The following is a 21,690-nucleotide window of genomic DNA, read 5'->3' as shown; positions in this document are numbered from 1 at the left end:
GAAGTGGGGGTAGTTGACGCTAATCGGACATGGAGAGAAAAGGATTTGTTTTCTTTCCAAGATGTTTATAACTGGAATGAGAAGGCTGACGCGGTGATGTTTAAGTCTCCGGTGATCCGAATCTCCATCCGACCGTGATGAAGCGAGATGGAACGTTTGCAACCGTTCCTCGATTGTAAATATGGATGTGAGGAACCGTCGTTGCCCTTGATGGTGCGGCGGTCATTTTTATTTCGCGCCGCCCGCGCTTATGGTATAGTGAAGATAGCTGGAAATCGAACGAATTGGTGATCGTGATGATTTACATCGGACTGACTGGTTGGGGGGATCATGACAGCTTGTACCCGCCAGGTCTTGCGGCAAAAGACAAGCTGCTGGAATACGCGGCTCATTTTCCGACAGTCGAGGTCGATTCGTACTTTTACGCTATTCAGCCGCGTTCGAACGTGGAAAAGTGGATTCGCGAGACGCCACCGTCGTTTCAGTTTATTGTGAAGGCGTACCAAGGGATGACTGGGCATGAGCGCGGCCCGATTCCGTATGAAAGCAAGGAAGCGATGTTTGCCGCGTTTTTGGACTCGATCGCGCCGTTTCAGGAAGCGGGGAAGCTGGCGATGGTGCTGTTTCAGTTTCCGCCGTGGTTTGACTGCCGGCGCGAGCATGTGGAGTACTTGCGCTGGGTGAAAGCGCGGATGGGGGAGGTGCCGGCGGCGCTCGAATTTCGGCACCAATCGTGGTTTTCGCCGCGCTTTTATGAAAAAACGCTTCACTTTATGGAAGAGGAAGGGTGGATTCACACAATTTGCGACGAGCCGCAGGCGGGGGAAGGGTCGGTGCCGACGGTGTTGCATCCGACCGACCGGGAAAAGACGCTCATCCGCCTGCACGGACGGAATGTCCACGGCTGGAACAAGGCGACGGCCGGCGAGAACTGGCGGGCGGTCCGCTACTTGTATCGATACAACGAGCGCGAGCTGCGCGAGTGGGCGCGCCATATCGAGGCATTAAAGCAAAAAACGAAACAGATTTACGTGCTGTTTAACAACAACTCCGGCGGCGATGCCGCCGACAACGCCAAACAATTGATCGATTTGCTTGGCATTGAGTACACGGGCCTTGCGCCGCGGCAGCTTGGTTTGTTTTGAAGCGAGAAAGAGGGGGATGGAGGATGGCGTATGCGTTGCTTGTCTTGATCGGCTTTATCGCGGGGACGGTGGGCAGCTTGGCCGGCCTTGGCGGCGGGGTGATCATCGTGCCGGCGCTTCTGTTTTTCGGCGCGCTCGGCTGGCTGTCGGCGGTGACGCCGCAAGTGGCGGTCGGCACGTCGCTTGTCGTCATTATTTTCAACGGCTTATCGTCCACATTGTCGTATATGAAAGACAAAATGGTCGACTATCCAAGCGGTTTGCTGTTTTGCATCGGCAGCGTTCCCGGGGCGGTCATCGGCGCTTGGGTGAACAATACGCTGAGCGCCGCTCATTTTTCATTGTATTTTGGGCTGTTTTTAATCGCCATGTCGGTTTTTTTGTCGCTGAGTCAAAAGAAAACGAAGCGTTCGGCTGACGAGACGGCGGCGACGAAAGAAAACGGGGCCGAACGAACGGCGGCGGAGCAGGCGCGGCCGGCGCCATGGTGGCGACGGCGTGTTGTGCGAACGTACACGGACCGAAACGGCGAGGTGTTCACATACGGCTATCAACCGCTCATGGCGGTCGCCATCGCGTTTGTTGTCGGCTTTTTCGGCGGGCTGTTTGGCATTGGTGGCGGCTCGCTCATGGTGCCGGCGATGATCGTGCTGTTTCGCTTTCCGCCCCATGTGGCGGTGGCGACGTCGATGTTGATGATTTTCCTGTCCTCCCTCATCGGTTCGCTCACCCATGTCGCGATGGGAAACGTGCAATGGCCGTTTGCCCTGGCCCTCATTCCCGGGGTGTGGATCGGCGCGAAAACAGGGGCGTGGATCAATAAGCGGATGCCGAGCCGGACGCTTGTCGTCGTGCTGCGGCTAGTGCTTGTGCTGCTCGGGGCCCGGCTTGTATGGGAAAGTTTGGCGTAATGGAAGGAGGGGCGCGCGTTTTGAAGCAAACTATCTACATTTATCATACGAACGACGTGCACAGCCATTTTGAACATTGGCCGCAAATCGTCCGCTTTTTGTCGGAACGGAGACGGGAACATCGCGCTCGCAACGAGGCGATGCTGTTGTTTGACGTCGGCGATTTTCTCGATCGCGTGCACCCGATTACCGAGGCGACGCGCGGAAAAGCGAATGTGGACTTATTGAATGATCTCGGCTATGATGCGGTGACGATCGGCAACAATGAAGGAATCACGCTTGATTACGACGAGCTTGATACGCTGTACGAGCGGGCTCGGTTTCCGGTTGTGGTCGCCAATTTGTTCCGCCGCAACGGCGAGCGGCCGCATTGGGCGCTTCCGTATGTCGTTATCCCGGCGACAGAGACGTTCCGCATCGGCGTAGTCGGTGCCACCGCCCCGTTTTCCCATTTTTACGAGTTGCTTGGCTGGAAAATTGCCCCACCGTTTGATTTGTTGGCCGCAGCGGTGGAGGAAGTGAAACGAAAAGCTGATTGTGTCGTTGTCTTATCCCATCTTGGGGTGAATGAAGATGAAAAAATCGCTGCGACGATTCCGGGCGTGGATATTGTGTTGGGCGCTCATACCCACCATGTGTTTCCAGAAGGCAAGGAAGTAAACGGTGCGCTTCTTTGCGCGGCTGGGAAATACGGACAATATGTCGGCGTCGTTAAGCTGGAAGTGGAAGGGCGACGTCTTGGGCGGGCGTCTGCGAAGGTGGTGGATGCTGGTGTGATGCCGTTTTCCGAAGAAGTGGCGTGCCGCCTTCGCTCCCTTGAACAGAAAAGTTTGGCGCGGCTTGAAGCGGAACAAGTCGCTGTGCTCCATGATGACTTGCCGCTTGACTGGTTCGCTCCGTCGCCGCTTGCCCGTTTGCTTGCGTCTGCGCTGCGCGAATGGTGCCAGGCGGACATCGGATGGTGAACGCCGGGGTGCTGCTTGAACCGCTTGCGAGAGGACCGGTGACGAAAAAAGATTTGCATCGCATTTGCCCGCATCCGCTCAACCCGTGCAAGGTGAAGCTGCGCGGCGCGGAGCTCAAAGAGATTATCCTTGAGGCCAATACGGAACGGATGAAGCATTGGCAGTTTAAAGGGTTTGGCTTCCGCGGCGAAGTGATGGGGGAAATGGTGTACGACGGCGTCGAGATCGAAACGGAGCTGGAAGAAGACGGCGCCTGGCATATCCGCGCCATTCGAATCAACGGCGAGCCGCTCGAGCCGGAGCGCACCTATGACGTGGCGACGACCGACATGTTTGCCATTGGTCATTTTTACCCGCAAATTCAGCGGGCGGCGGAGAAAACGTACTATATGCCGGAGTTTTTGCGCGATCTTCTCGCCTGGAAATTGGCCCAATAGGCAGGCACTTCTTTTTCCATGCTTCATACATTGGAGTATGGAAAGGAGAGTGACTGCGGCGATGGTGGAAGTCAAGCCGATTATCATTGAGGGACATCCGTTTGTCGCGGTGTCCGTCCAGCTGCCGAAAACGAACTTGCTGGCGGTGGCGAGTGAAAAAGGGTACATCATGTGCGGGGCGCTCGATGTGGCGTTATTGAACGAAAAGCTGCGCGACCGCGGCATTGTCGCCGGACGGGCGGTCGGGGTGCGCACGGTCGAGCAGCTGCTTGAGGCGCCGCTCGAATCGGTGACAGTCGCCGCCGAGGAGCTTGGCATCAAACGGGGAATGAAAGCAAGAGAGGCGCTGTTGAAAATGCGGTGAAAAAATCCCTCCTTGCAAGCATACATATAGCTTGTAAAGGAGGGATTTCATTTTGCTGCGCCCCCGATTTGTGCGGAGAGGGCCGCTTCCGTTCCGCTACGTGTTTTTATTGACATTCGTTTTTTTTATGTTTTCCACAGCGGCCGGGCTTTGGATCGTGAATAAAGGCATTGAGCCGGTGCTGATGGAAATTGCTGAAACGGAAACGAAACGGATCGCCAATTTGATTATCAATAACGCTCTTGAGAAACAATTTGAAGAAGAAAATCCGAAATTCCAGGAGCTCGTGACTGTCCAGCAAGACAACAGCGGGAGAATCGTGTCCGTCGATTTTAACGCCGAGGCGATCAACCGCATTTTGGAAGAAATAGATGACCATGTGATGGCGAGTTTAAAGGCGGCGACAGAAGGACGGATCGAACGGATGGTGCTGCCTGAGGTCGAATCCGGCCAAGGAGACAGCCGTGGGATCATTTACTATATCCCGCTCGGCCAAGTGACGAACAACGTGCTGCTCGCCAATCTCGGCCCGCGCGTTCCGGTGCAGTTTCAGATCGTTGGCAATGTCGATTCGGAAGTGACGAAAGAAATTCGAGCGTATGATATTAACAGTTTTTTTATTGAAATTGATATTCATGTATCGGTCGACATCCAAGTCGTCATTCCTTTTGCATCGAAAATTTCCAATGTGACAACAGATATTCCAGTTGTGATGCGCTTTATTCCGGGAGAAGTGCCGCAATTTTACAACAAAAACGGCGGTCAAGTCGGCCCGTCGGTTCCGCTTCCGAAGCGCTAGTTCAGAAAATGGTTTTGCCGGAAACATGGAAACGTTATACAACAAAAGCGTCGATCCGGCGTCCTTTTCCAGGCTCGCCTGCTCTCCACGACGGGGAGCGAACGAGCTTTTTTTGTTTTCAAAAAGAAAAGAGCTAGACGAGCCGACGTAAATTTTGTAATATTATATTAAATTGAAAATAGTTTTATTATTTACATAAGGTCTAGAGGGGATGTGGGAGCCGAGGCAAAGGGACAGGAAACAAGAAGGGCCGGTTTTGGAAGCGGCCTCCTTTCAACACATGATGATCGTGCGCACGGGAACGGCGCTTGATTCGTGGAATGCCGCTAGGCGCACATCGGTGACAGAACATTTTGAATAATGGGGGGAACAAGAAATGAAGAAAAAAAGAACAGCAGGTGTCTTTTTCTCATTGATGCTGACGGCAGGTCTTTTGGCCGGCTGCGGCGGCAACCAACAAAGCGGCAGTTCTTCAGGCGGAAACGGTGGCGGAGGAGGCGGCGATGTCATTAAAATCGGCGCCAACCTTGAGCTCTCCGGCGGGGTCGCTTCGTATGGACAGTCGATCGCCGAAGGAGTAGAGCTGGCGTTTGAGGAAATCAACAAAGAAGGAATCAACGGCAAAAAGTTGGAGTTGGTGAAAGTCGACAACAAATCGGAAGCGGCCGAAGCGACAAACGGCGCCATCAAGCTGATCAGTCAAGATAAAGTCGCTGCCATTATCGGGTCGGCGACGAGCACGAACACGCTCGCTCAAGTGCAAATTGCCAATGACAATAAAGTTCCGATTATTACACCGTCTGGGACGAGCGAAACGGTGACCGTCAAAGATGGCAAAGTGAACGAGTTCGTCTTCCGGACGTGCTTTATCGACCCGTTCCAGGGAACGGTGGCGGCCAAATTTGCGCTGAACGACTTGAAAGTAAAAAAGGCGGCTGTTTTGATCGACAGCGCGAGCGATTACTCGAAAGGGCTGGCGGCGTCATTTAAAGAAACATTTACAGCCGGCGGCGGCCAAATTGTTGCCGAAGAAGCGTATGTGGCGAAAGACACCGACTTCCGCGCCACGCTGACGAGCATTAAATCGGCCAATCCGGAATTTTTATTCTTGCCGGGCTACTATGAAGAAGTCGGTTTGATCGTCAAACAAGCGCGCGAGCTTGGGTTGAACGTCCCGATCATGGGCGGCGACGGCTGGGATTCGCCAAAACTGATTGAGCTTGCCGGCAAAGACGCGTTGAACAATACGTACATTACGAACCATTATTCGTCGGGCGACCCGGACCCGAAAATTCAAGAATTTGTCAAAGCGTTCCAAGCGAAATACAATAAAGCGCCGGACGCCTTTAACGCCCTTGGCTACGATACGGCATACTTCTTGGCGGATGCCATCAAACGGGCTGGCAGCGCCGATCCGGTGAAAATTAAAGACGCGCTGGCGCAAACGAAAGATTTGCAGCTTGTCACGGGAACATTTACGGTCGATCAAAACCACAATCCTGTCAAATCGGCCATTATTTTGGAATACAAAGACGGGCAGCAGCAATTCAAAACGAAAGTGAATCCGTAATGAAAGGCTGGATGGATGCATGGACGGGGGAGGCTCCTAAGGGGGCGCCCTCCTGTCCGGCATTTCTTTTGGTCAACGACGAGTTTTCGTTAAGGAGCGTGCGATCATGGAACTCATTCAACAGCTGGTCAACGGCATTTCGCTAGGCAGCATTTATGCGCTCATCGCGCTTGGCTATACGATGGTGTACGGCATCGTCCGCCTCATTAACTTCGCCCATGGCGACGTCTTTATGATTGGTTCATTCGTCGGGTTTTATGCTGTGACGATGCTTCACGTCGGCTTTGTTCCGGCGCTGTTGCTGGCGATGGCCTCTTGCGCCGTGCTTGGGATGATCATCGAGCGGATTGCCTACAAGCCGCTGCGCAATGCGGCGCGCATCGCGGTGCTTATTACGGCGATCGGCGTATCGCTCTTGATTGAGTACGTCACGATTTATTTGCGCGGGGCGCAGCCGGAAGCGTATCCGAGCACATTGCTTCCGGATCGGAACTTGGAGCTGTTTGGCGTTGTCATCAGCAGCCAGTCGCTGTTCATCCTCGGCACGTCCCTCGTTTTGATGGTCCTTCTTCAGTTCATTGTTCACCGGACAAAAATCGGGAAAGCGATGCGCGCCGTCTCTCATGATGCGGAAGCGGCCCGGTTAATGGGAATCAACGTCGACAATACGATTTCGGCCACGTTCGCCATCGGTTCGGCGCTTGCGGGGGCGGCAGGCGTTATTTTCGGCATTTATTATACAAAAATCGAGCCATTGATGGGCATTCTTCCCGGATTAAAAGCGTTTGTCGCCGCCGTGTTGGGCGGAATCGGCATCATTCCGGGAGCGATGGTCGGGGGGCTTTTGCTTGGCGTCATCGAATCGCTCGTCAGCGGGCTCGGCTACTCGCTTTGGCGCGACGGAGTGGCGTTTGTCATTTTAATTCTCATCCTCATTTTCCGGCCGGCCGGATTGTTTGGCAAGAACGTACGAGAAAAAGTGTAAAGGATGGTAGGGAACAATGGCAACTTGGAAGCGGACGCGTGGATTTTGGGTTTCCGTCATACTGGCCTTCTCCTTTTTCGTTGTTGTCGAGTGGCTGATTGCAAGCGGAACGTTAAACATCTTTTATGTGAATACCCTCTTTTTTATGGCGATTAATGTCATTTTGGCCGTCAGCCTGCATTTAATTATCGGGATCACCGGACAATTTTCCATTGGCCATGCCGGTTTTTTCGCCGTTGGCGCCTATGCCTCCGCGATTATGACGATGAAGCTGCAGCTGCCGTTTGCGGCCGGCGTTTTGGCTGCCGGGGTGGCGGCGGCGCTCGCCGGCCTCATCATCGGCGTGCCGAGCTTGCGTTTAAAAGGCGATTATTTGGCGATCGCCACGCTCGGCTTTGGCGAAATTGTCCGCATCGCGCTCTTGAACATCGATTACGTCGGCGGGGCGAGCGGCATGACGGTGACGCATATGACGACATGGCCGTGGGTGTTCGCCTGCCTGTTTGCCACCATTTTGGTGATCGCCAACTTCACGAACTCGACGCACGGACGGGCGTGCATCTCGATCCGCGAAGATGAAATCGCCGCCGATGCCATGGGGATCAACACGACGTATTACAAAGTGGCGGCGTTTGTGATCGGTTCGTTTTTCGCCGGCATCGCCGGAGCGCTGTATGCGCACCACTTTTACATCATTCAGCCATCGAACTTTGGCTTCCTGAAATCGTTCGACATTTTGATTTTCGTCGTCCTCGGTGGGCTCGGCAGCCTATCCGGCGCGGTGGTGGCCGCGGTGTTGCTGACGATCGTTTCGACGTTCTTGCAAAACTATCCGGAAACGCGGATGATCATTTACAGCATCGTCTTGATTTTGGTGATGCTGTACCGTCCAACCGGGTTGATGGGGACGAAAGAACTATCTTCGCTCTTCAAATGGCGGAAGGCAGCGCAGGGAGGAATGAATCATGGCGGCAAAAACACCGTTGCTTAAAGCAGAAAACGTCGGCATCCAGTTTGGCGGGCTGAAGGCGCTCTCCGGTGTGACGATGGAGCTGCATCAAGGGGAGCTTGTCGGGCTCATCGGCCCGAACGGCGCGGGGAAAACGACGCTGTTTAACTTATTGACGGGCGTGTATGTGCCGACTGACGGGCGGATTATGCTTGATGGCGAGACGTTGAACGGACTGCCGCCGTATAAAATTACGCGCAAAGGGATCAGCCGGACGTTTCAAAACATTCGCCTGTTCGGCGAGCTGTCGGTGCTCGACAACGTGAAAGTCGCCTACCATGCGCACGCCCGCCATTCGATCGCGAGCTCCATTCTCCGCCTCCCGTCCCATTTCCGCGGTGAAAAGGAAATGGAAGAAAAGGCGATCGAGTTTTTGAACATTTTTCAGCTTGACGGCGTCATGCACGAGAAGGCGAAAAACTTGCCGTACGGCCAGCAGCGCCGGCTTGAGATCGCTCGGGCGCTGGCGGCGCAGCCAAAAGTGCTTTTGCTTGACGAGCCGGCCGCCGGCATGAACCCGCAAGAAACGAAAGAATTGATGAAGTTGATTGCGTTCATTCGCGAACGGTTTGCGTTGACGATTTTGTTGATTGAGCATGACATGTCGCTTGTGATGGGCATATGCGAGCGCATTTACGTGTTGGATCACGGCCAGCTGATCGCCGAAGGCACGCCGGAACAAGTGCGCAGCAACCCGAAAGTGATCGAGGCTTACCTTGGCGAGGAGGTGTCGTGACCATGTTGAAAGTGGATGGAATCGATGTGTTTTACGGCAACATTCATGCCTTAAAAGGCGTATCGCTTGAGGTGAACAAAGGCGAGATCGTCACGCTGATCGGCGCAAACGGCGCCGGCAAAACGACGCTTCTGAAAACCATTTCCGGGCTGCTTAGGCCGAAAAACGGCGACATCGTGTATGAGGGAGCCTCGATCGCCGGCAAGGCGGCGCAGACGATCGTCAAGCAAGGCATTTCCCACGTGCCGGAAGGGCGGCGCGTGTTCGCCAATATGACGGTCGAGGAAAACTTGGAGCTCGGCGCGTTTTTGCGCAAAGACAAAGAAGGCATTCAACAAGACTTTGCCAAAGTCTTTCAGCTGTTCCCGCGCCTTGAGGAGCGGCGCAAGCAGCTGGCCGGCACGCTTTCGGGCGGCGAGCAGCAAATGCTCGCCATCGGCCGCGCGCTCATGGCGCGCCCGAAGCTGCTCTTGCTTGACGAACCGTCGATGGGGCTCGCGCCGCTTTTGGTCAAAACGATTTTCCGCATCATTCAGGAAATCAACGAGTCGGGGACGACGATTTTGCTTGTCGAACAAAACGCCCATATGGCGCTCTCCATCGCCCATCGCGCCTATGTCCTTGAATCGGGGCGCGTCGTCTTGTCGGGAACGGCGAGCGAGCTGCAGGCGAGCGAGCAGGTGAAGCAGGCGTATTTGGGCGGGCATTGAGAAGCGATAGGCGGAAGAACGTCAGCGGAAAGCCGTTTCGGACGGTTGTGCCGCCGTGGAAAAAAGGCTGATTCCAACTTGGAGATCAGCCTTTTTCCGTCATTGCCGTTTCGGCCGGCGAACGCCGGCTGGGATGGACGGACGGGAAACATCGGCGTCCGGGACGTCTCTGCTCTTGAAAAAACATGCCGCTTATTTGGGCGGCTGGCGTTGGCGGAGAGACCCCCGTCGCGCCAGCCCCCGCGCGGCTAGCGGCGCCGTTGTTGCCGCTCGGCCCGCTCCCATGCTTTTAGGTGCGGGTACGGGTCAAACGCCCATTCGGTATAGCCGTTGTCTTTGTACATGCCGTAGTGAAGATGGGGCGGAAATTTCCCCGCCGTGCCGGGCGGACCGTAGCCAGAGCTGCCGACTGAACCGATGATCGTCCCCGGCTCGACGATTTGCCCCTCGCGAAGATCGGCGGCGAAGCCGTTCAAATGGGCAAAGTAATGGTACGTGTTGTTGATGTCGCGGATGCCGATGCGCCAGCCGCCGTATTTGTTCCACCCTTTCAGCTCGACGATGCCATAGCACGTCGAGCGCACCGGAACGCCGTAGCCGGCGAAAATGTCGGTTCCTTCATGAATGCGCCGCCCGCCCCAGCCGCGCGCATCCCCCCATGTATCGCGGTAGCTGTAATTGGCCCCTAGCGGAAGCGGAAACACGTGGTTGTCCAATTTCAACGTCTGATACTTTTTATAAATTCTCGCCTTTCCTAAAATCAAGTCGACGGTTTTGGCGCGTTGGTAATAGTTCCAAAGCGCGATTTTGATATGGCGGTGATCGATGCCGTACGTCTGCAAATAGCGGGCCATGGCCATGATCACATCGTCATCGTCATCCGCCCGCGCATAGCCGTCGCCGTCTCCGTCCACGCCGAGGCCTCCAAACTGGGAGATGGTGAACGGGTCTGTATCATGCGGGTTTTTGTTCAGCGGCCCGGCCCATATTTCCGGCTTCATATAAATGCCGAGAACGCCGGTCGGTTTGGGCAAGTCGCGGCGCACTTGCCGGACGTTTCGCTCATACTGGTCAATGGCCGCAAAGTAATACCACGGGATCAAGGAAACGGCCTCGGCCTTTTTGTACAGCTCCATTCGCTTTTCATACACCGCTTCTTCCTGTTCCGCCGCCGAAGCCGCGCCGGCGGCGATCCACAGCATCGCTGCCGCCGATATGGCGGCAAGCCATCGATGCACGCGTATTCCCCCTTTCCGCCCGTTTCATATGTTTAGTTTGGGGAGAAACGGGAATTTCATAAATGTTAAAAGGAGGAAAATCGTCTGATGGACGATTTTTTTGTGTTTTCCTGCGCTTTTCATTATAATGAGAGATGAACAATCATCGACAAGTGGAGTGAGAACGATGGCGACGAAAGAAGAACACGTCCGCAAGCCGGACTGGTTGAAAATCAAGTTGAACACGAACGAGAATTATATCGGTTTAAAGAAGCTGATGCGGGAAAACCGTTTACATACCGTTTGCGAGGAAGCGAAGTGCCCAAACATTCACGAATGCTGGGCCGTACGGCGGACGGCGACGTTTATGATTTTAGGCAGCGTCTGCACGCGCGCCTGCCGCTTTTGCGCCGTCAAAACCGGGCTGCCGACCGAGCTCGATTGGCAGGAGCCGGAACGCGTCGCGGAATCGGTGCGCATCATGAACTTGAAACACGTCGTCGTCACCGCCGTCGCCCGCGATGACCTAAAAGACGGCGGGGCGGCGGTATTCGCCGAAACAGTGCGCGCCATCCGCCGGAAAAACCCGTTTACGACGATCGAGGTGCTGCCGTCGGATATGGGCGGGGTGTATGAAAACTTGAAAATTTTGATGGATGCCCGCCCTGACATTTTAAACCATAACATCGAAACGGTGCGCCGCTTGACTCCAAGGGTGCGCGCCCGCGCGACGTACGAACGTTCGCTTGAGTTTTTGCGGCGCGCGAAAGAATTGCAGCCGGACATTCCGACGAAATCGAGCATCATGGTCGGCCTTGGGGAAACGAAAGAGGAAATCATGGAAGCGATGGATGACTTGCGCGCCAACCATGTCGACATTTTGACGATCGGCCAGTATTTGCAGCCGACGAAAAAACATTTGAAGGTCGTAAAATATTACCATCCGGATGAGTTTCAAGAGCTGAAAGAAATCGCGTTGAGCAAAGGGTTCAGCCATTGTGAAGCGGGGCCGCTCGTCCGCTCGTCGTACCATGCCGATGAGCAGGTGAGCGAGGCGGCGAAAGCGCGGCAGTTGAAAGCGTAACATCCAACGAACGGCACGAAAGCAAGCAAGCGTTGTTTCAGCGGCTGAAAGCATCATCCCGGCCGGATGAACGCGAAGAAACGGTCATGCCTTTCATAAAGAAGGCAGACCGTTTCTTTTCCCTAGCGCCCCGCTTTCGTCGCCCGCGGCGTGCCGTCGCGGAAATCGCGGTCTAATTCATCGTTTGTTTCGTTGATCATTTCGCCGTTTTCATTTTCCCCGTCGCTCAGTTTTTTCCCTTGCGGATATTTCAACATCCGCTGAATCGTCGCATCGAGAATTTGGTCGATGTTGCGCGTGTTCGAATCAAGGCGCCCGAAGCGCTCAATGTCCTTCATCAGCTGCGGATTGTCGGCGACATACACATGGTAGTAGCGTGGAACGACGGAAAGCGCTGTTTTTTTCACTTGATCGGCCGTTTGCTGCCGGTTGTTCGTGTCCGCGTCATACACGACGAGCACTTCCTCATCCGTGACGAGCGTGGCGACGTCTTTGACGCCCGGCAGCTGGGTGCACAATTTGCTGATTAAATCAGCCGCTTTCTCGCGGTTGAAGGACGGCATGTCGTTATAGCCGTTTGCATCGCCGAGGATCGGGCTTTTTTGATGGCGGACGTAGCCGAAGTTGTTCATCGGCGTGTCATCGCCGTTGGGCACCCCGTTTTCATTGTACAGCTCGTTGCGGTCGGTGACATTGATCGTGTTGCCGCTCCGCTTGTAAATATCGGTGTTGTCGTCCTCGGCCGTCTGTGCGCAGCCGGCTAGGGCGACGGCCGTTCCGAACATAACGGCCAACCATGGTCGTCTCATCGTCAGCACCCCCTTCGCTTTTAGGGTGGCACACGGATGATGGTTTGATGACAGTAATTGATTGGGGGCGATGCATCGTTTATGATGGAAGTGGAAAGGCGAGGTGAGAACAGTGATTTGCATTAACAATCATTGTTACGAACTGGTGGAAAATGTGAAAAACGCCTTTAATGAAGAAGCCTTTCGCGCCCGATATGCGGACATTTTGGCGAAGTACGACTACATTGTCGGGGATTGGGGATACAACCAGCTCCGGTTGCGCGGGTTTTTTGACGACCATAACCAAAAAGCGACGTACGATACGAAAATCAGCACGTTGTCCGAATATTTGTATGAATATTGCAACTTCGGCTGCGCGTATTTTGTGCTGCGCAAGGTGAAACGGTAAGCACGGCAGCCGCCCGCTTGCCGCGAGCGGCTGCCTCGTCATTCGCCTTCGTTGTACGGAAACTGTTCGCTTTGATGCGGATCGTCGTGCGGCGGGTGGGCGGCTGGGTCGCGCCTTGGAATGTTTTGGTGGAACGATTTAAACTCGTAGTTGAAGGCGCTGTAATGCCGCTGGCCTTCCTTCCAAGGCGTGCTTTTGTTTTCGACCGGCGCGTCGTCGCGGCGCGGCGAGCCGTACGGCCCTTCTGGGAACTCTTCAGCGGTCAAGAAATTGCGCTGTTTCTCGACGACGGAAAAATCGGCGTATGTTTCCCGTTCCGCCATTCGTCTCACCTTCCTTCGTTCGTGGGCTGTTTCATAAGATGCCCGAAACCGAGGAAGGTTATGAGAGATACTCCTCCAAAAAGGCGCGCAAATCGTTGGCATCTTGTTCATAAAGCTGGTAAGCGTGCTCGATATAGCCTGGCTCCTCCAAATCGTCGCGCCCGAGAATGGCAAAGCGGTTGCTTTGCAAGTCGAGCACGAGCCACTTTCCGTAAAAACGATCCGTTTCGATGAGCGCCAAATCAAACCGCTGCCGCTCGCCGACAAAGCTGACGAAGCGGACGGCCGCTTCGACGGTGTCGTCGTATAAATAAAACCGTTCGCCCATCATTTGAGCCCCTCCTGTTTTTTCGTCTATGTCCATCATAGCAGACAGGCGGCGAAAACGGGAGACAGCAAATCGCACAAAGGAACGAGGAGGGATGACGGATGTATTTTGTCGATCGCAAAAAACTGGAAGAAACACTCAGCTACATGGAACAAATGCTGGACCGTTACAAGGCCGAGAAGCGATGGGACGAGCCGCTTCGGCAATTGGCGCTCGAACGGATCGCTCATATCGTCATCGAGGCGGTGTTGGACGTCGGCAACGCCATGATCGATGGGTTTATTATGCGCGACCCAGGCAGCTACAACGACATCATCGACATTTTGGCTGACGAACAGGTGATCTCGCCGGCGGATGCCGACCGATTGAAAGCGTTCATCGCCCATCGGAAAATGCTTGTGCACGAATATGCGTGCGTCGATCACGCGAAATTGCTCGCCGATCTGAACGAACATTTGCCGGCGCTTGAGGCGTATCCGAAGGCGGTGCGCGCTTACCTTGAAAACGAGCTCGGCCCGGTGTCGGCGTTTCGCAATTGATGGCGGGAAAGGAGAGCGGATGCATTGAAACGATACAACGGCTACCTCATCGATTTGGACGGGACGATGTACCGCGGCACCGAATGCATCACTGAGGCGCGTACGTTTGTCAACGAGCTGCACCGCCGCGGCATTCCGTATTTGTTTGTCACGAACAATTCGTCGCGCACACCGGCGCAAGTGGCGGAAAAATTGCGTTCGTTCGGCGTGCCGGCGGAGGAGAAGCATGTGTTTACGACAAGCCAGGCGACGGCGAATTACATTTTTGAAAAGAAACCGGATGCTTCCGTGTATGTGATCGGTGAAGAAGGGCTCCAAACCGCCTTGGCGGACAAAGGATTCCGTTTGGCCGGCGAAGATGCGGATGTCGTCGTCATCGGGATTGACCGGCAAATTACATACGAAAAGTTCGCTGTCGCTTGTCTCGCTGTCCGAAATGGAGCGATGTTCATCTCAACCAACGGCGACATCGCTTTGCCGACGGAGCGGGGGCTTTTGCCGGGCAACGGGGCGCTGACGTCGGTCGTCGCCGTATCGACGCAGGTGAAGCCGACATTTATCGGCAAGCCGGAAAAAATCATTATGGAGCAGGCGCTCAAAGTGCTCGGCGTCCCGAAGGAGGACGTGCTGATGATCGGCGACTATTATGAAACCGACATTTTAGCCGGCATGAACGCTGGCATCGATACGCTTTTAGTCCATACGGGCGTTACGACAAAAGAAATGCTCGCCCGCTACGAACGGATGCCGACGTATACGGCCGATTCGCTTTTGGAATGGCTTGACCGCTTGTAAACAACGCCGCTTTGCCTTTTTTGGCAAAGCGGCGTTTCATGTTGCTCGGCGCGGATGGAGGGCGCGCATGGGCGGCGCCGGCGTTACTCCGCATTGGCGGCCCGATGCGCCAGGCGGCTTGACGCCGCCGCGGCGATGGCCCCGACAATGTCGTCCAAAAACGTGTTGCATTTTCCGGTCGATTTATCATTTAAATATTGCAAAATGCCCGGTTTTTGCTTATCGATATATCCGTAGTTCGTAAACCCGATCGATCCGTACACATTGACGATTGACAGCGCCAAAATTTCGTCGACGCCATACAGCCCTTCATCGCGGCGGATGATCGACTGCAGCGGTTCATCGAGCCGACCGTCTTCGGCGAGTTTATCCAATTGGATGCCGGTTAGAATCGCATTTTGCACTTCGCGTTTCGAAATGACGCGGTTGACGTTTTCGATGCACTCCTCCATCGTTAAATCGGGATGATATTTTGATTGCAAGTAATAAACGAGCTCCGCAATTTTTTCCACGGTCACCCCCCGTTCCTCAAGCCAGCGCCGAGCCGTTTGTTCCAGATTGTTCATAATGAATTCGCTCATGAACTTCACCTGTTTCTTTTAGAAAGTCGTTTTCTATATATATGTATCATGTCATAAATCAGTCCGTCATATAAAGAAAAATGCTCATCGGCTTTTTTGGCGCCCGCTGTCATATATAAAAAGTATCCCTCTTTTTCCGCGGCCATGCGCTGGCTGATCAGCATAGGCGCGTGAATGGGGCCGTTTCATGCTGGAGCGGAGGCGGAATCGGCTCATCGATGGGGCGGCGATGAGATGAAGGTGTGGAACGAGCGGAATGACTGGTTTCGGCAAAAAGGAAAAAGGAGGCGCGGCGATGGAAGAATGGGTGCGTGAACAGTATGGCATGCGCGTCGAGAGGTTGGAGCGAAGCGGACGGCATGCGGCCTTTTGGCATCGGCAGGAGCGTTTTTTGCTCGTTCCCGCCGATGGGCAAAGCGAAGCGGAAATGGAAGAGCGCCAGCAAATGAGCCGCTATTTGCGGGCAAAAGGAGTGGACGGCGTCGGAGAACTGGTCAAAACGACGTCCGGAACGTATATCGCTTCCTATAATGGACAGCCGTTGGCGCTCGTTCGCGCTCCGCTTCCGGCGGCTCGCTTTCGTTCGCTCGGAAGGGAATTGGCGGTGATGCATGAATGCGGGAGAACATGTCCATGGCCGATCGTCGCCTGCCGGCGCATCGGCCAATGGCGGGAGCTGTGGGCGAAGCGGATCGATCAAATGGAGGCGTTTTGGTCGAGCAAGCTCGCTTCCGGGCCGTCGTCGCTGTTTGATCGTCTGTTTATCGAATCGTTCCCGTATTATTTAGGCTTGGCGGAAAACGCGGTGCAATACGTGGCGGACACGGAGATTGACGAAGAACCAGGGCGCATCGATTACGCGGCATTTTGCCATGAGCGTCTCCCCGAGGCGAAGTGGGTTGGGGGGGGAGAAGCGAAGCTGCCGACCGACTGGGTGTATGACCATTGCGCCCGCGATTTGGCGGAATGGGTGCGCCATTTGTACGAAAAGAGCGGACTTGGCTGTCAGCGGGCGGTGCGGCAGTTTTTTCAAGAGTATGAACATGCGGCGCCGCTGTCGCCGTTTGCGTGGCGGCTTGTTTACGCCAGGTTGTTGTTTCCGCTTTCCTATTTTGAATGTGTCGAGGCATATTATATCGCTGTGGATGAGAGCGAACGGACAAGGCGGGAGGGGGAGTTGCGGCGCTTGCTCGATCGATCGCACGAGTACGAGCGGTTTTTGGCTTCGTTTGCCAAGATCGCCGGCATCTCGAACCGCATCCGCCTGCCGGCGGTCGAGTGGCTGCCGCCGGCGTAACGCAGGGAAGACAGCCTCCCGCTTTTTTTGGCCCAAACGAAAAAACGACCGCTTCCCTGCCGTTACACCCTAAGGACAACTTCCCGTTTTTTTTTCGGCCAAAGTTGTGATAAGATTTAGAAAAAACGATGCAGGAGGCTGCACCATGACGAAGCCGTATGTATTCATTACGCGAAAATTGCCCGAGGACGTGGTCGCGCCGCTTTTGGCCATCGCTGAAGTCGAGATGTGGCCCCATGAAGATATGGCCGTGCCGCGCGATGTGCTCGTGGAAAAGGCGAAACGGGCGACGGCCATCTTGCCGATGGTGTCTGATCCGATCGATGAAGACGTCTTGTCCGCCGGTTCGGCGCTCCGAGTCGTCGCCAATATGGGCGTCGGCTACGATAACATTGATGTAGCGGCGGCGACCCATCGCGGCATTCTCGTTTGCAATACACCCGATGTATTGACCGATACGACGGCCGATTTGACGTTTGCGCTTTTATTGGCCACCGCCCGCCGCCTCGTGGAAGCGGCTGAATTTTTGAAGGAAGGAAAATGGAAAAGCTGGAGCCCGTTTTTGCTTGCGGGCGCCGATGTCCATCATAAAACGATTGGCATCGTCGGCATGGGCAACATCGGGCAGGCCGTGGCGAAACGGGCGAAGGGGTTTGACATGAACGTGCTGTATCACAACCGCTCCCGCCGTCCGGAGGCGGAAGAGAAGCTGGGCGCCGTCTACCGCCCGTTTGCCGACTTGCTGGCGGAGAGCGATTTTGTCGTCTGCTTGACGCCGCTCACCTCCGAGACGCGCCATTTGTTCAACCGCGAGGCGTTCCGGCAAATGAAGAAGTCCGCGATTTTCATTAACGCGGCGCGCGGAGCGGTCGTCGATGAACAGGCGCTGTATGAGGCGCTAGTCGTCGGGGAGATCGCCGCGGCGGGATTGGATGTGTTTGAACACGAGCCGGTCGCGGCCGATCATCCGCTCGTTTCGCTTCCGAACGTCGTCGCCTTGCCGCATATCGGCAGCGCCACGTACGAAACGCGGCGCGCCATGATGACGTTGGCGCGCGACAACATCATCGCCGTGCTCGAAGGACGGCCGCCGTTGACGCCGGTAAACCGGATCTCGTAAAAATTTTCATTGCCAAATGGCCGATCGTCTTTTATAATGTCTACTATAAAAATACAAATGTCTACTGTACGTAAACAGAAGGGGCGGGAATCATGGAAAAACCAATTTTGGTCGGATTGTTAGGATTAGGAACGGTCGGGAGCGGCGTGGTCAAAATTATTGAAAACCATCAGGAAAAGTTGATGCATCAGGTTGGCTGCCCGGTGAAGGTGAAAAAAATCCTTGTCCGGGATGTACAGAAACCGCGTGATGTCGCCGTTGACCCGTCGCTCCTTACGACGAGTGCGGCTGAGGTGATTGACGATCCGGACATTGATGTCATCATCGAAGTGATGGGCGGCATTGAGGAGACAAAAGAGTGGCTATTGCGGGCGCTGCGCCAAGGGAAGCATGTCGTGACCGCCAATAAAGACTTAATGGCCGTCTACGGGTCGGAGCTGCTTCGGGTGGCGGCGGAATACCGCTGCGATTTGTTTTATGAAGCGAGCGTCGCCGGCGGCATTCCGATTTTGCGCAGCTTGGTCGACGGCTTGGCGTCGGACCGGATTACGAAGCTCATGGGCATTGTGAACGGGACGACGAACTACATTTTGACGAAAATGTCGCAAAACGGCGCTTCCTATGAGGACGTGCTCGCCGAAGCGCAGGCGCTCGGGTTTGCGGAAGCCGATCCGACGTCAGACGTCGAAGGGCTGGATGCGGCGCGGAAAATGGCGATTTTGGCCCGCCTTGGCTTTTCCATGGACATCGACTTGGACGATGTGCAAGTGAAAGGCATCACCCAAGTGACGGAGGAAGACTTGAACTACGGGAAGCGGCTCGGCTACACGATGAAATTGATCGGCATCGCCCAGCGCGACGGGCAGAAGGTCGAGGTGAGCGTCCAGCCGACGTTTTTGCCGGATTCGCATCCGTTGGCGTCCGTGCACAACGAATACAATGCGGTGTACGTATACGGCGAAGCGGTCGGAGAGACGATGTTTTACGGGCCGGGGGCCGGGAGCTTGCCGACGGCGACGGCGGTTGTCTCCGACTTGGTCGCGGTGATGAAAAATATGCGCCTTGGCGTCAACGGCCGCTATGCCGTCGCGCCGCAATATGAAAAGCAGTTGAAGACGCCGGCGGAAATTTTCTCGAAATACTTTTTGCGCATTCACGTCAAAGACCAGGTCGGCGCGTTTGCCAAAATTACGACGCTGTTTTCGCAGCGCGGGGTGAGCTTTGAGAAAATTTTGCAATTGCCGCTGAAAGAGGATGGCCTAGCGGAAATCGTCATCGTCACGCATGACGCTTCGCAGCAAGACTACGAAGACATTTTGCAGCAGCTCGGCGATTTGGAAATCGTCGAACGGGTGCAAAGCTCGTATCGAGTGGAAGGAGAGAAACGGTAATGGCATGGAAAGGGCTGCTTGACGCCTACGGCGATTTTTTGCCGCTCTCTGCGGCGACGCCGAGGCTGTCGCTTTGTGAAGGGAATACGCCGCTCATCCCGCTGCCGCGCTTGTCGGAGGAGCTCGGCATTGCGCTCTATGTCAAGGTCGAAGGGGCGAATCCGACCGGTTCGTTTAAAGACCGCGGCATGGTGATGGCGGTGGCCAAGGCGAAAGAGGAAGGAAGCCATACGATCATCTGCGCCTCAACCGGCAATACATCGGCTTCAGCGGCCGCCTATGCGGCGCGCGCCGGCATGCGCTGCCTCGTCGTCGTTCCGAACGGCAAGATCGCTCTCGGCAAGTTGGCGCAAGCCGCCATGTATGGCGCGGAAATTTTTGCGATTGACGGCAACTTTGACGAGGCGCTGAAGATGGTGCGCCGGTTGAGCGAAACGGCGCCGATTACGCTCGTCAACTCGGTCAATCCGTACCGGATCGAAGGGCAAAAAACGGCGGCGTTTGAAGTGTGCGACCAGCTTGGGCGCGCCCCGGACGTGCTCGCCATTCCAGTCGGCAACGCCGGCAACATCACCGCCTATTGGAAAGGGTTTAAGGAGTACCATGGAGCGAAAGGAACGGGCTTGCCGCAAATGCGCGGCTTTGAAGCGGAAGGAGCGGCGGCGATCGTCCGCAACCGGGTGATTGAACAGCCGGAGACGGTGGCGACCGCGATCCGCATCGGCAATCCGGCGAGCTGGGACAAAGCGGTCGAGGCGGCGAGCGAGTCGCGCGGGAAAATTGATGAGGTGAGCGACGCAGAAATTTTGGCCGCCTACAAGCGGCTCGCCCGGACGGAAGGCGTTTTTGCCGAACCGGCGTCATGCGCGGCGATCGCCGGGGTGATCAAGCAGCGCGAACGGAACGAAATCGAACGCGGCAGCCTCGTCGTCGCGGTTCTCACTGGCAACGGATTGAAAGACCCGGCCATCGCCTTGGAGACCGCGGCGATCGAACCGATCGTGCTGCCGAACGATGAACAAGTTGTCTTGGAGCATTTGCAAGGGGTTGTCCGGGCATGAAAGAAGACGAGATGTTGAAGATCGTCGTTCCGGGAAGCACGGCGAACCTAGGTCCAGGATTTGACTCGATTGGGCTCGCGGTCAATCGCTATTTGACGCTTGATGTCCGCTTGGCGGATGCGTGGTCGTTTGCGCCAAAGACAGCGGAAGTGAGCGGTATTCCGCGCGGGACGGACAATTTGGTGTACCAAGTGGCGGCGGAGACGGCGGACGTTTACGGCCGCCGGCTGCCAAGCTGTGCGGTCGATGTGTACAGCGACATTCCGTTTACGCGCGGGCTCGGGAGCAGCGCGGCGGCGGTCGTCGCCGGCATTGAGCTCGCCGACGCGCTGCTTGGGCTTCAGTTGCCGCGCGAGCAAAAGATGGAGTTGGCGACTCGATACGAAGGACATCCGGACAATGTCGGCGCCTCGTTGTACGGGGGGCTTGTCATCGGCTGCTGCCGCGAGGCGGGCGTGGATGTCGTCCATATTCCCGAATTGGATGTAGAGCTTGTCGCCATTATTCCCGAGTATGAACTGGAAACGAAAAAAGCGCGCGGGCAGCTGCCGGAACAATGGACGAGAGAGAGGGCGGTCGAGGCGAGCGCCGTCAGCAACGTTCTCGTCGCCGCGTTGCTCACGAAAAACTGGAAGCTTGCCGGCCGGATGATGGCCGCCGATCTGTTCCATCAGCCGTATCGGAGACAGCTCGTTCCGGAACTCGAGCGGGCCGAGGCGCTCGCTCTTGAATACGGAGCGATCGGTGCAGCGCTGAGCGGAGCGGGGCCGACGGTGCTCGTCTTTGCCGAACCGGGCCAAGGAGAGCGGCTCGCGCGCCGGCTGCGCCCGCATTTTCCGACGTGCGACATCGCGCGTCTTTCCGTCGAGCCGCGCGGCAGCTGCGTCTACAAGCTGGCGCTTGAAGCTTGAACCTTCTTGGGCGCCGGCGCGAACAGAAGTCCGTTCAGCGGCCTGGCCGTTTCGCCGCCGCGCTTGGGAGCGGGCGAACGATATGACGGTTTTCCTTGCACAATTGGAAGGAAACGAAAACGGAGAAGCGCCCGATCAGGCGGGTTGTGGCTGCCCATCAAAAGCCTCCCCGTCGCTCGCCGCCCCGCTGGCGATAAAAAAATCCGAACAGCGGC

At 55.7% G+C, this 21,690-nt stretch carries 26 protein-coding genes and 1 pseudogene; 22 read left to right on the top strand and 5 right to left on the bottom strand.

Annotated elements, in window-relative coordinates; all coding sequences use genetic code 11:
• Positions 1 to 296: 296 nt before the first annotated feature.
• From I656_RS13760 to I656_RS13805, 11 genes and pseudogenes are all read left to right on the top strand, one after another.
• On the top strand, positions 297 to 1,145 hold the full coding sequence (locus tag I656_RS13760; protein ID WP_033004701.1) for a DUF72 domain-containing protein: 849 nt from the start codon (positions 297 to 299) through the stop codon (positions 1,143 to 1,145).
• Positions 1,146 to 1,168: 23 nt separating this feature from the next.
• Positions 1,169 to 2,056: a sulfite exporter TauE/SafE family protein gene (locus I656_RS13765; protein ID WP_033004700.1), complete on the top strand. Its 888-nt coding sequence runs from the start codon at positions 1,169 to 1,171 to the stop codon at positions 2,054 to 2,056.
• A gap of 20 nt (positions 2,057 to 2,076) precedes the next feature.
• Positions 2,077 to 3,458 (top strand): annotated as a pseudogene (locus I656_RS0114585) (bifunctional UDP-sugar hydrolase/5'-nucleotidase).
• Between the two features lie 61 nt (positions 3,459 to 3,519).
• The gene (locus I656_RS13770; protein WP_033004698.1) at positions 3,520 to 3,822 is read left to right on the top strand and encodes a YunC family protein; all 303 of its coding nucleotides are present in this window, start codon (positions 3,520 to 3,522) and stop codon (positions 3,820 to 3,822) included.
• 52 nt (positions 3,823 to 3,874) lie between these two features.
• Positions 3,875 to 4,621, top strand: a complete 747-nt coding sequence (gene yunB / locus I656_RS13775; RefSeq protein WP_020753768.1) for a sporulation protein YunB — start codon at positions 3,875 to 3,877, stop codon at positions 4,619 to 4,621.
• Between the two features lie 376 nt (positions 4,622 to 4,997).
• On the top strand, positions 4,998 to 6,191 hold the full coding sequence (locus I656_RS13780; protein WP_020753766.1) for an ABC transporter substrate-binding protein: 1,194 nt from the start codon (positions 4,998 to 5,000) through the stop codon (positions 6,189 to 6,191).
• A gap of 106 nt (positions 6,192 to 6,297) precedes the next feature.
• Complete coding sequence (locus I656_RS13785) at positions 6,298 to 7,176, top strand: branched-chain amino acid ABC transporter permease (RefSeq protein WP_020753765.1); 879 nt, start codon at positions 6,298 to 6,300, stop codon at positions 7,174 to 7,176.
• 16 nt (positions 7,177 to 7,192) lie between these two features.
• A complete protein-coding gene (locus I656_RS13790) occupies positions 7,193 to 8,167 on the top strand; it encodes a branched-chain amino acid ABC transporter permease (RefSeq protein WP_020753764.1) in 975 nt (324 codons plus the stop codon).
• Positions 8,142 to 8,921, top strand: a complete 780-nt coding sequence (locus I656_RS13795) for an ABC transporter ATP-binding protein (protein ID WP_020753763.1) — start codon at positions 8,142 to 8,144, stop codon at positions 8,919 to 8,921. The genes I656_RS13790 and I656_RS13795 overlap by 26 nt, the downstream gene beginning before the upstream one ends.
• A gap of 2 nt (positions 8,922 to 8,923) precedes the next feature.
• Positions 8,924 to 9,631: an ABC transporter ATP-binding protein gene (locus I656_RS13800; protein ID WP_011232446.1), complete on the top strand. Its 708-nt coding sequence runs from the start codon at positions 8,924 to 8,926 to the stop codon at positions 9,629 to 9,631.
• Between the two features lie 78 nt (positions 9,632 to 9,709).
• Complete coding sequence (locus tag I656_RS13805) at positions 9,710 to 9,883, top strand: hypothetical protein (protein ID WP_223810851.1); 174 nt, start codon at positions 9,710 to 9,712, stop codon at positions 9,881 to 9,883.
• Here I656_RS13805 and I656_RS13810 read toward each other — a convergent pair.
• Complete coding sequence (locus I656_RS13810) at positions 9,880 to 10,869, bottom strand: M23 family metallopeptidase (RefSeq protein ID WP_020753760.1); 990 nt, start codon at positions 10,867 to 10,869, stop codon at positions 9,880 to 9,882. The genes I656_RS13805 and I656_RS13810 overlap by 4 nt on opposite strands.
• Before the next feature lie 166 nt (positions 10,870 to 11,035).
• On the opposite strand from I656_RS13810, the gene lipA reads away from it, so the two are divergent.
• A complete protein-coding gene (lipA, locus tag I656_RS13815; RefSeq protein ID WP_015375731.1) occupies positions 11,036 to 11,932 on the top strand; it encodes a lipoyl synthase in 897 nt (298 codons plus the stop codon).
• A gap of 122 nt (positions 11,933 to 12,054) precedes the next feature.
• On the opposite strand, the gene I656_RS13820 is transcribed toward lipA, so the two are convergent.
• Complete coding sequence (locus tag I656_RS13820; protein ID WP_033004697.1) at positions 12,055 to 12,741, bottom strand: YhcN/YlaJ family sporulation lipoprotein; 687 nt, start codon at positions 12,739 to 12,741, stop codon at positions 12,055 to 12,057.
• Between the two features lie 112 nt (positions 12,742 to 12,853).
• On the opposite strand from I656_RS13820, the gene I656_RS13825 reads away from it, so the two are divergent.
• Complete coding sequence (locus I656_RS13825; RefSeq protein WP_013144326.1) at positions 12,854 to 13,129, top strand: YutD family protein; 276 nt, start codon at positions 12,854 to 12,856, stop codon at positions 13,127 to 13,129.
• 38 nt (positions 13,130 to 13,167) lie between these two features.
• On the opposite strand, the gene I656_RS13830 is transcribed toward I656_RS13825, so the two are convergent.
• Complete coding sequence (locus I656_RS13830; RefSeq protein WP_013144327.1) at positions 13,168 to 13,452, bottom strand: hypothetical protein; 285 nt, start codon at positions 13,450 to 13,452, stop codon at positions 13,168 to 13,170.
• 58 nt (positions 13,453 to 13,510) lie between these two features.
• Complete coding sequence (locus I656_RS13835; protein ID WP_190299994.1) at positions 13,511 to 13,783, bottom strand: DUF3055 domain-containing protein; 273 nt, start codon at positions 13,781 to 13,783, stop codon at positions 13,511 to 13,513.
• A gap of 98 nt (positions 13,784 to 13,881) precedes the next feature.
• On the opposite strand from I656_RS13835, the gene I656_RS13840 reads away from it, so the two are divergent.
• Positions 13,882 to 14,319: a type VII toxin-antitoxin system HepT family RNase toxin gene (locus I656_RS13840; RefSeq protein ID WP_020753753.1), complete on the top strand. Its 438-nt coding sequence runs from the start codon at positions 13,882 to 13,884 to the stop codon at positions 14,317 to 14,319.
• A gap of 24 nt (positions 14,320 to 14,343) precedes the next feature.
• Complete coding sequence (locus I656_RS13845) at positions 14,344 to 15,114, top strand: TIGR01457 family HAD-type hydrolase (RefSeq protein WP_020753752.1); 771 nt, start codon at positions 14,344 to 14,346, stop codon at positions 15,112 to 15,114.
• 83 nt (positions 15,115 to 15,197) lie between these two features.
• Here I656_RS13845 and I656_RS13850 read toward each other — a convergent pair whose 3' ends face one another.
• Complete coding sequence (locus I656_RS13850) at positions 15,198 to 15,695, bottom strand: phosphatidylglycerophosphatase A (protein WP_011232437.1); 498 nt, start codon at positions 15,693 to 15,695, stop codon at positions 15,198 to 15,200.
• Between the two features lie 174 nt (positions 15,696 to 15,869).
• On the opposite strand from I656_RS13850, the gene I656_RS18540 reads away from it, so the two are divergent.
• From I656_RS18540 to I656_RS18920, 7 genes are all read left to right on the top strand, one after another.
• On the top strand, positions 15,870 to 16,010 hold the full coding sequence (locus I656_RS18540) for a hypothetical protein (protein ID WP_020753748.1): 141 nt from the start codon (positions 15,870 to 15,872) through the stop codon (positions 16,008 to 16,010).
• Complete coding sequence (gene yutH, locus I656_RS13855) at positions 15,991 to 16,992, top strand: spore coat putative kinase YutH (protein WP_020753747.1); 1,002 nt, start codon at positions 15,991 to 15,993, stop codon at positions 16,990 to 16,992. Before I656_RS18540 ends, yutH begins: the two co-directional genes overlap by 20 nt.
• A gap of 145 nt (positions 16,993 to 17,137) precedes the next feature.
• Positions 17,138 to 18,112, top strand: coding sequence for a D-glycerate dehydrogenase (locus tag I656_RS13860; protein WP_033004695.1), 975 nt, complete (start codon positions 17,138 to 17,140; stop codon positions 18,110 to 18,112).
• Between the two features lie 92 nt (positions 18,113 to 18,204).
• Positions 18,205 to 19,503: a homoserine dehydrogenase gene (locus I656_RS13865; protein WP_020753745.1), complete on the top strand. Its 1,299-nt coding sequence runs from the start codon at positions 18,205 to 18,207 to the stop codon at positions 19,501 to 19,503.
• Entirely contained in the window at positions 19,503 to 20,564 is a 1,062-nt protein-coding gene (gene thrC, locus I656_RS13870; protein ID WP_020753744.1) for a threonine synthase, read from the top strand. Before I656_RS13865 ends, thrC begins: the two co-directional genes overlap by 1 nt.
• Positions 20,561 to 21,475 (top strand): homoserine kinase, encoded by a 915-nt coding sequence (gene thrB / locus I656_RS13875; protein WP_020753743.1) that lies wholly within the window; start codon positions 20,561 to 20,563, stop codon positions 21,473 to 21,475. The genes thrC and thrB overlap by 4 nt, the downstream gene beginning before the upstream one ends.
• Positions 21,465 to 21,690 (top strand): hypothetical protein (locus I656_RS18920; RefSeq protein WP_033004694.1); only part of this gene is annotated, 226 nt, incomplete at its 3' end. The genes thrB and I656_RS18920, both read left to right, overlap by 11 nt.

The organism is Geobacillus sp. WSUCF1 (genome assembly GCF_000422025.1).
Lineage (GTDB): Bacteria > Bacillota > Bacilli > Bacillales > Anoxybacillaceae > Geobacillus > Geobacillus zalihae.
The sequence above is the reverse complement of the archived record's forward strand: the minus strand, read 5'-3'. Positions and strand labels throughout refer to the sequence as shown.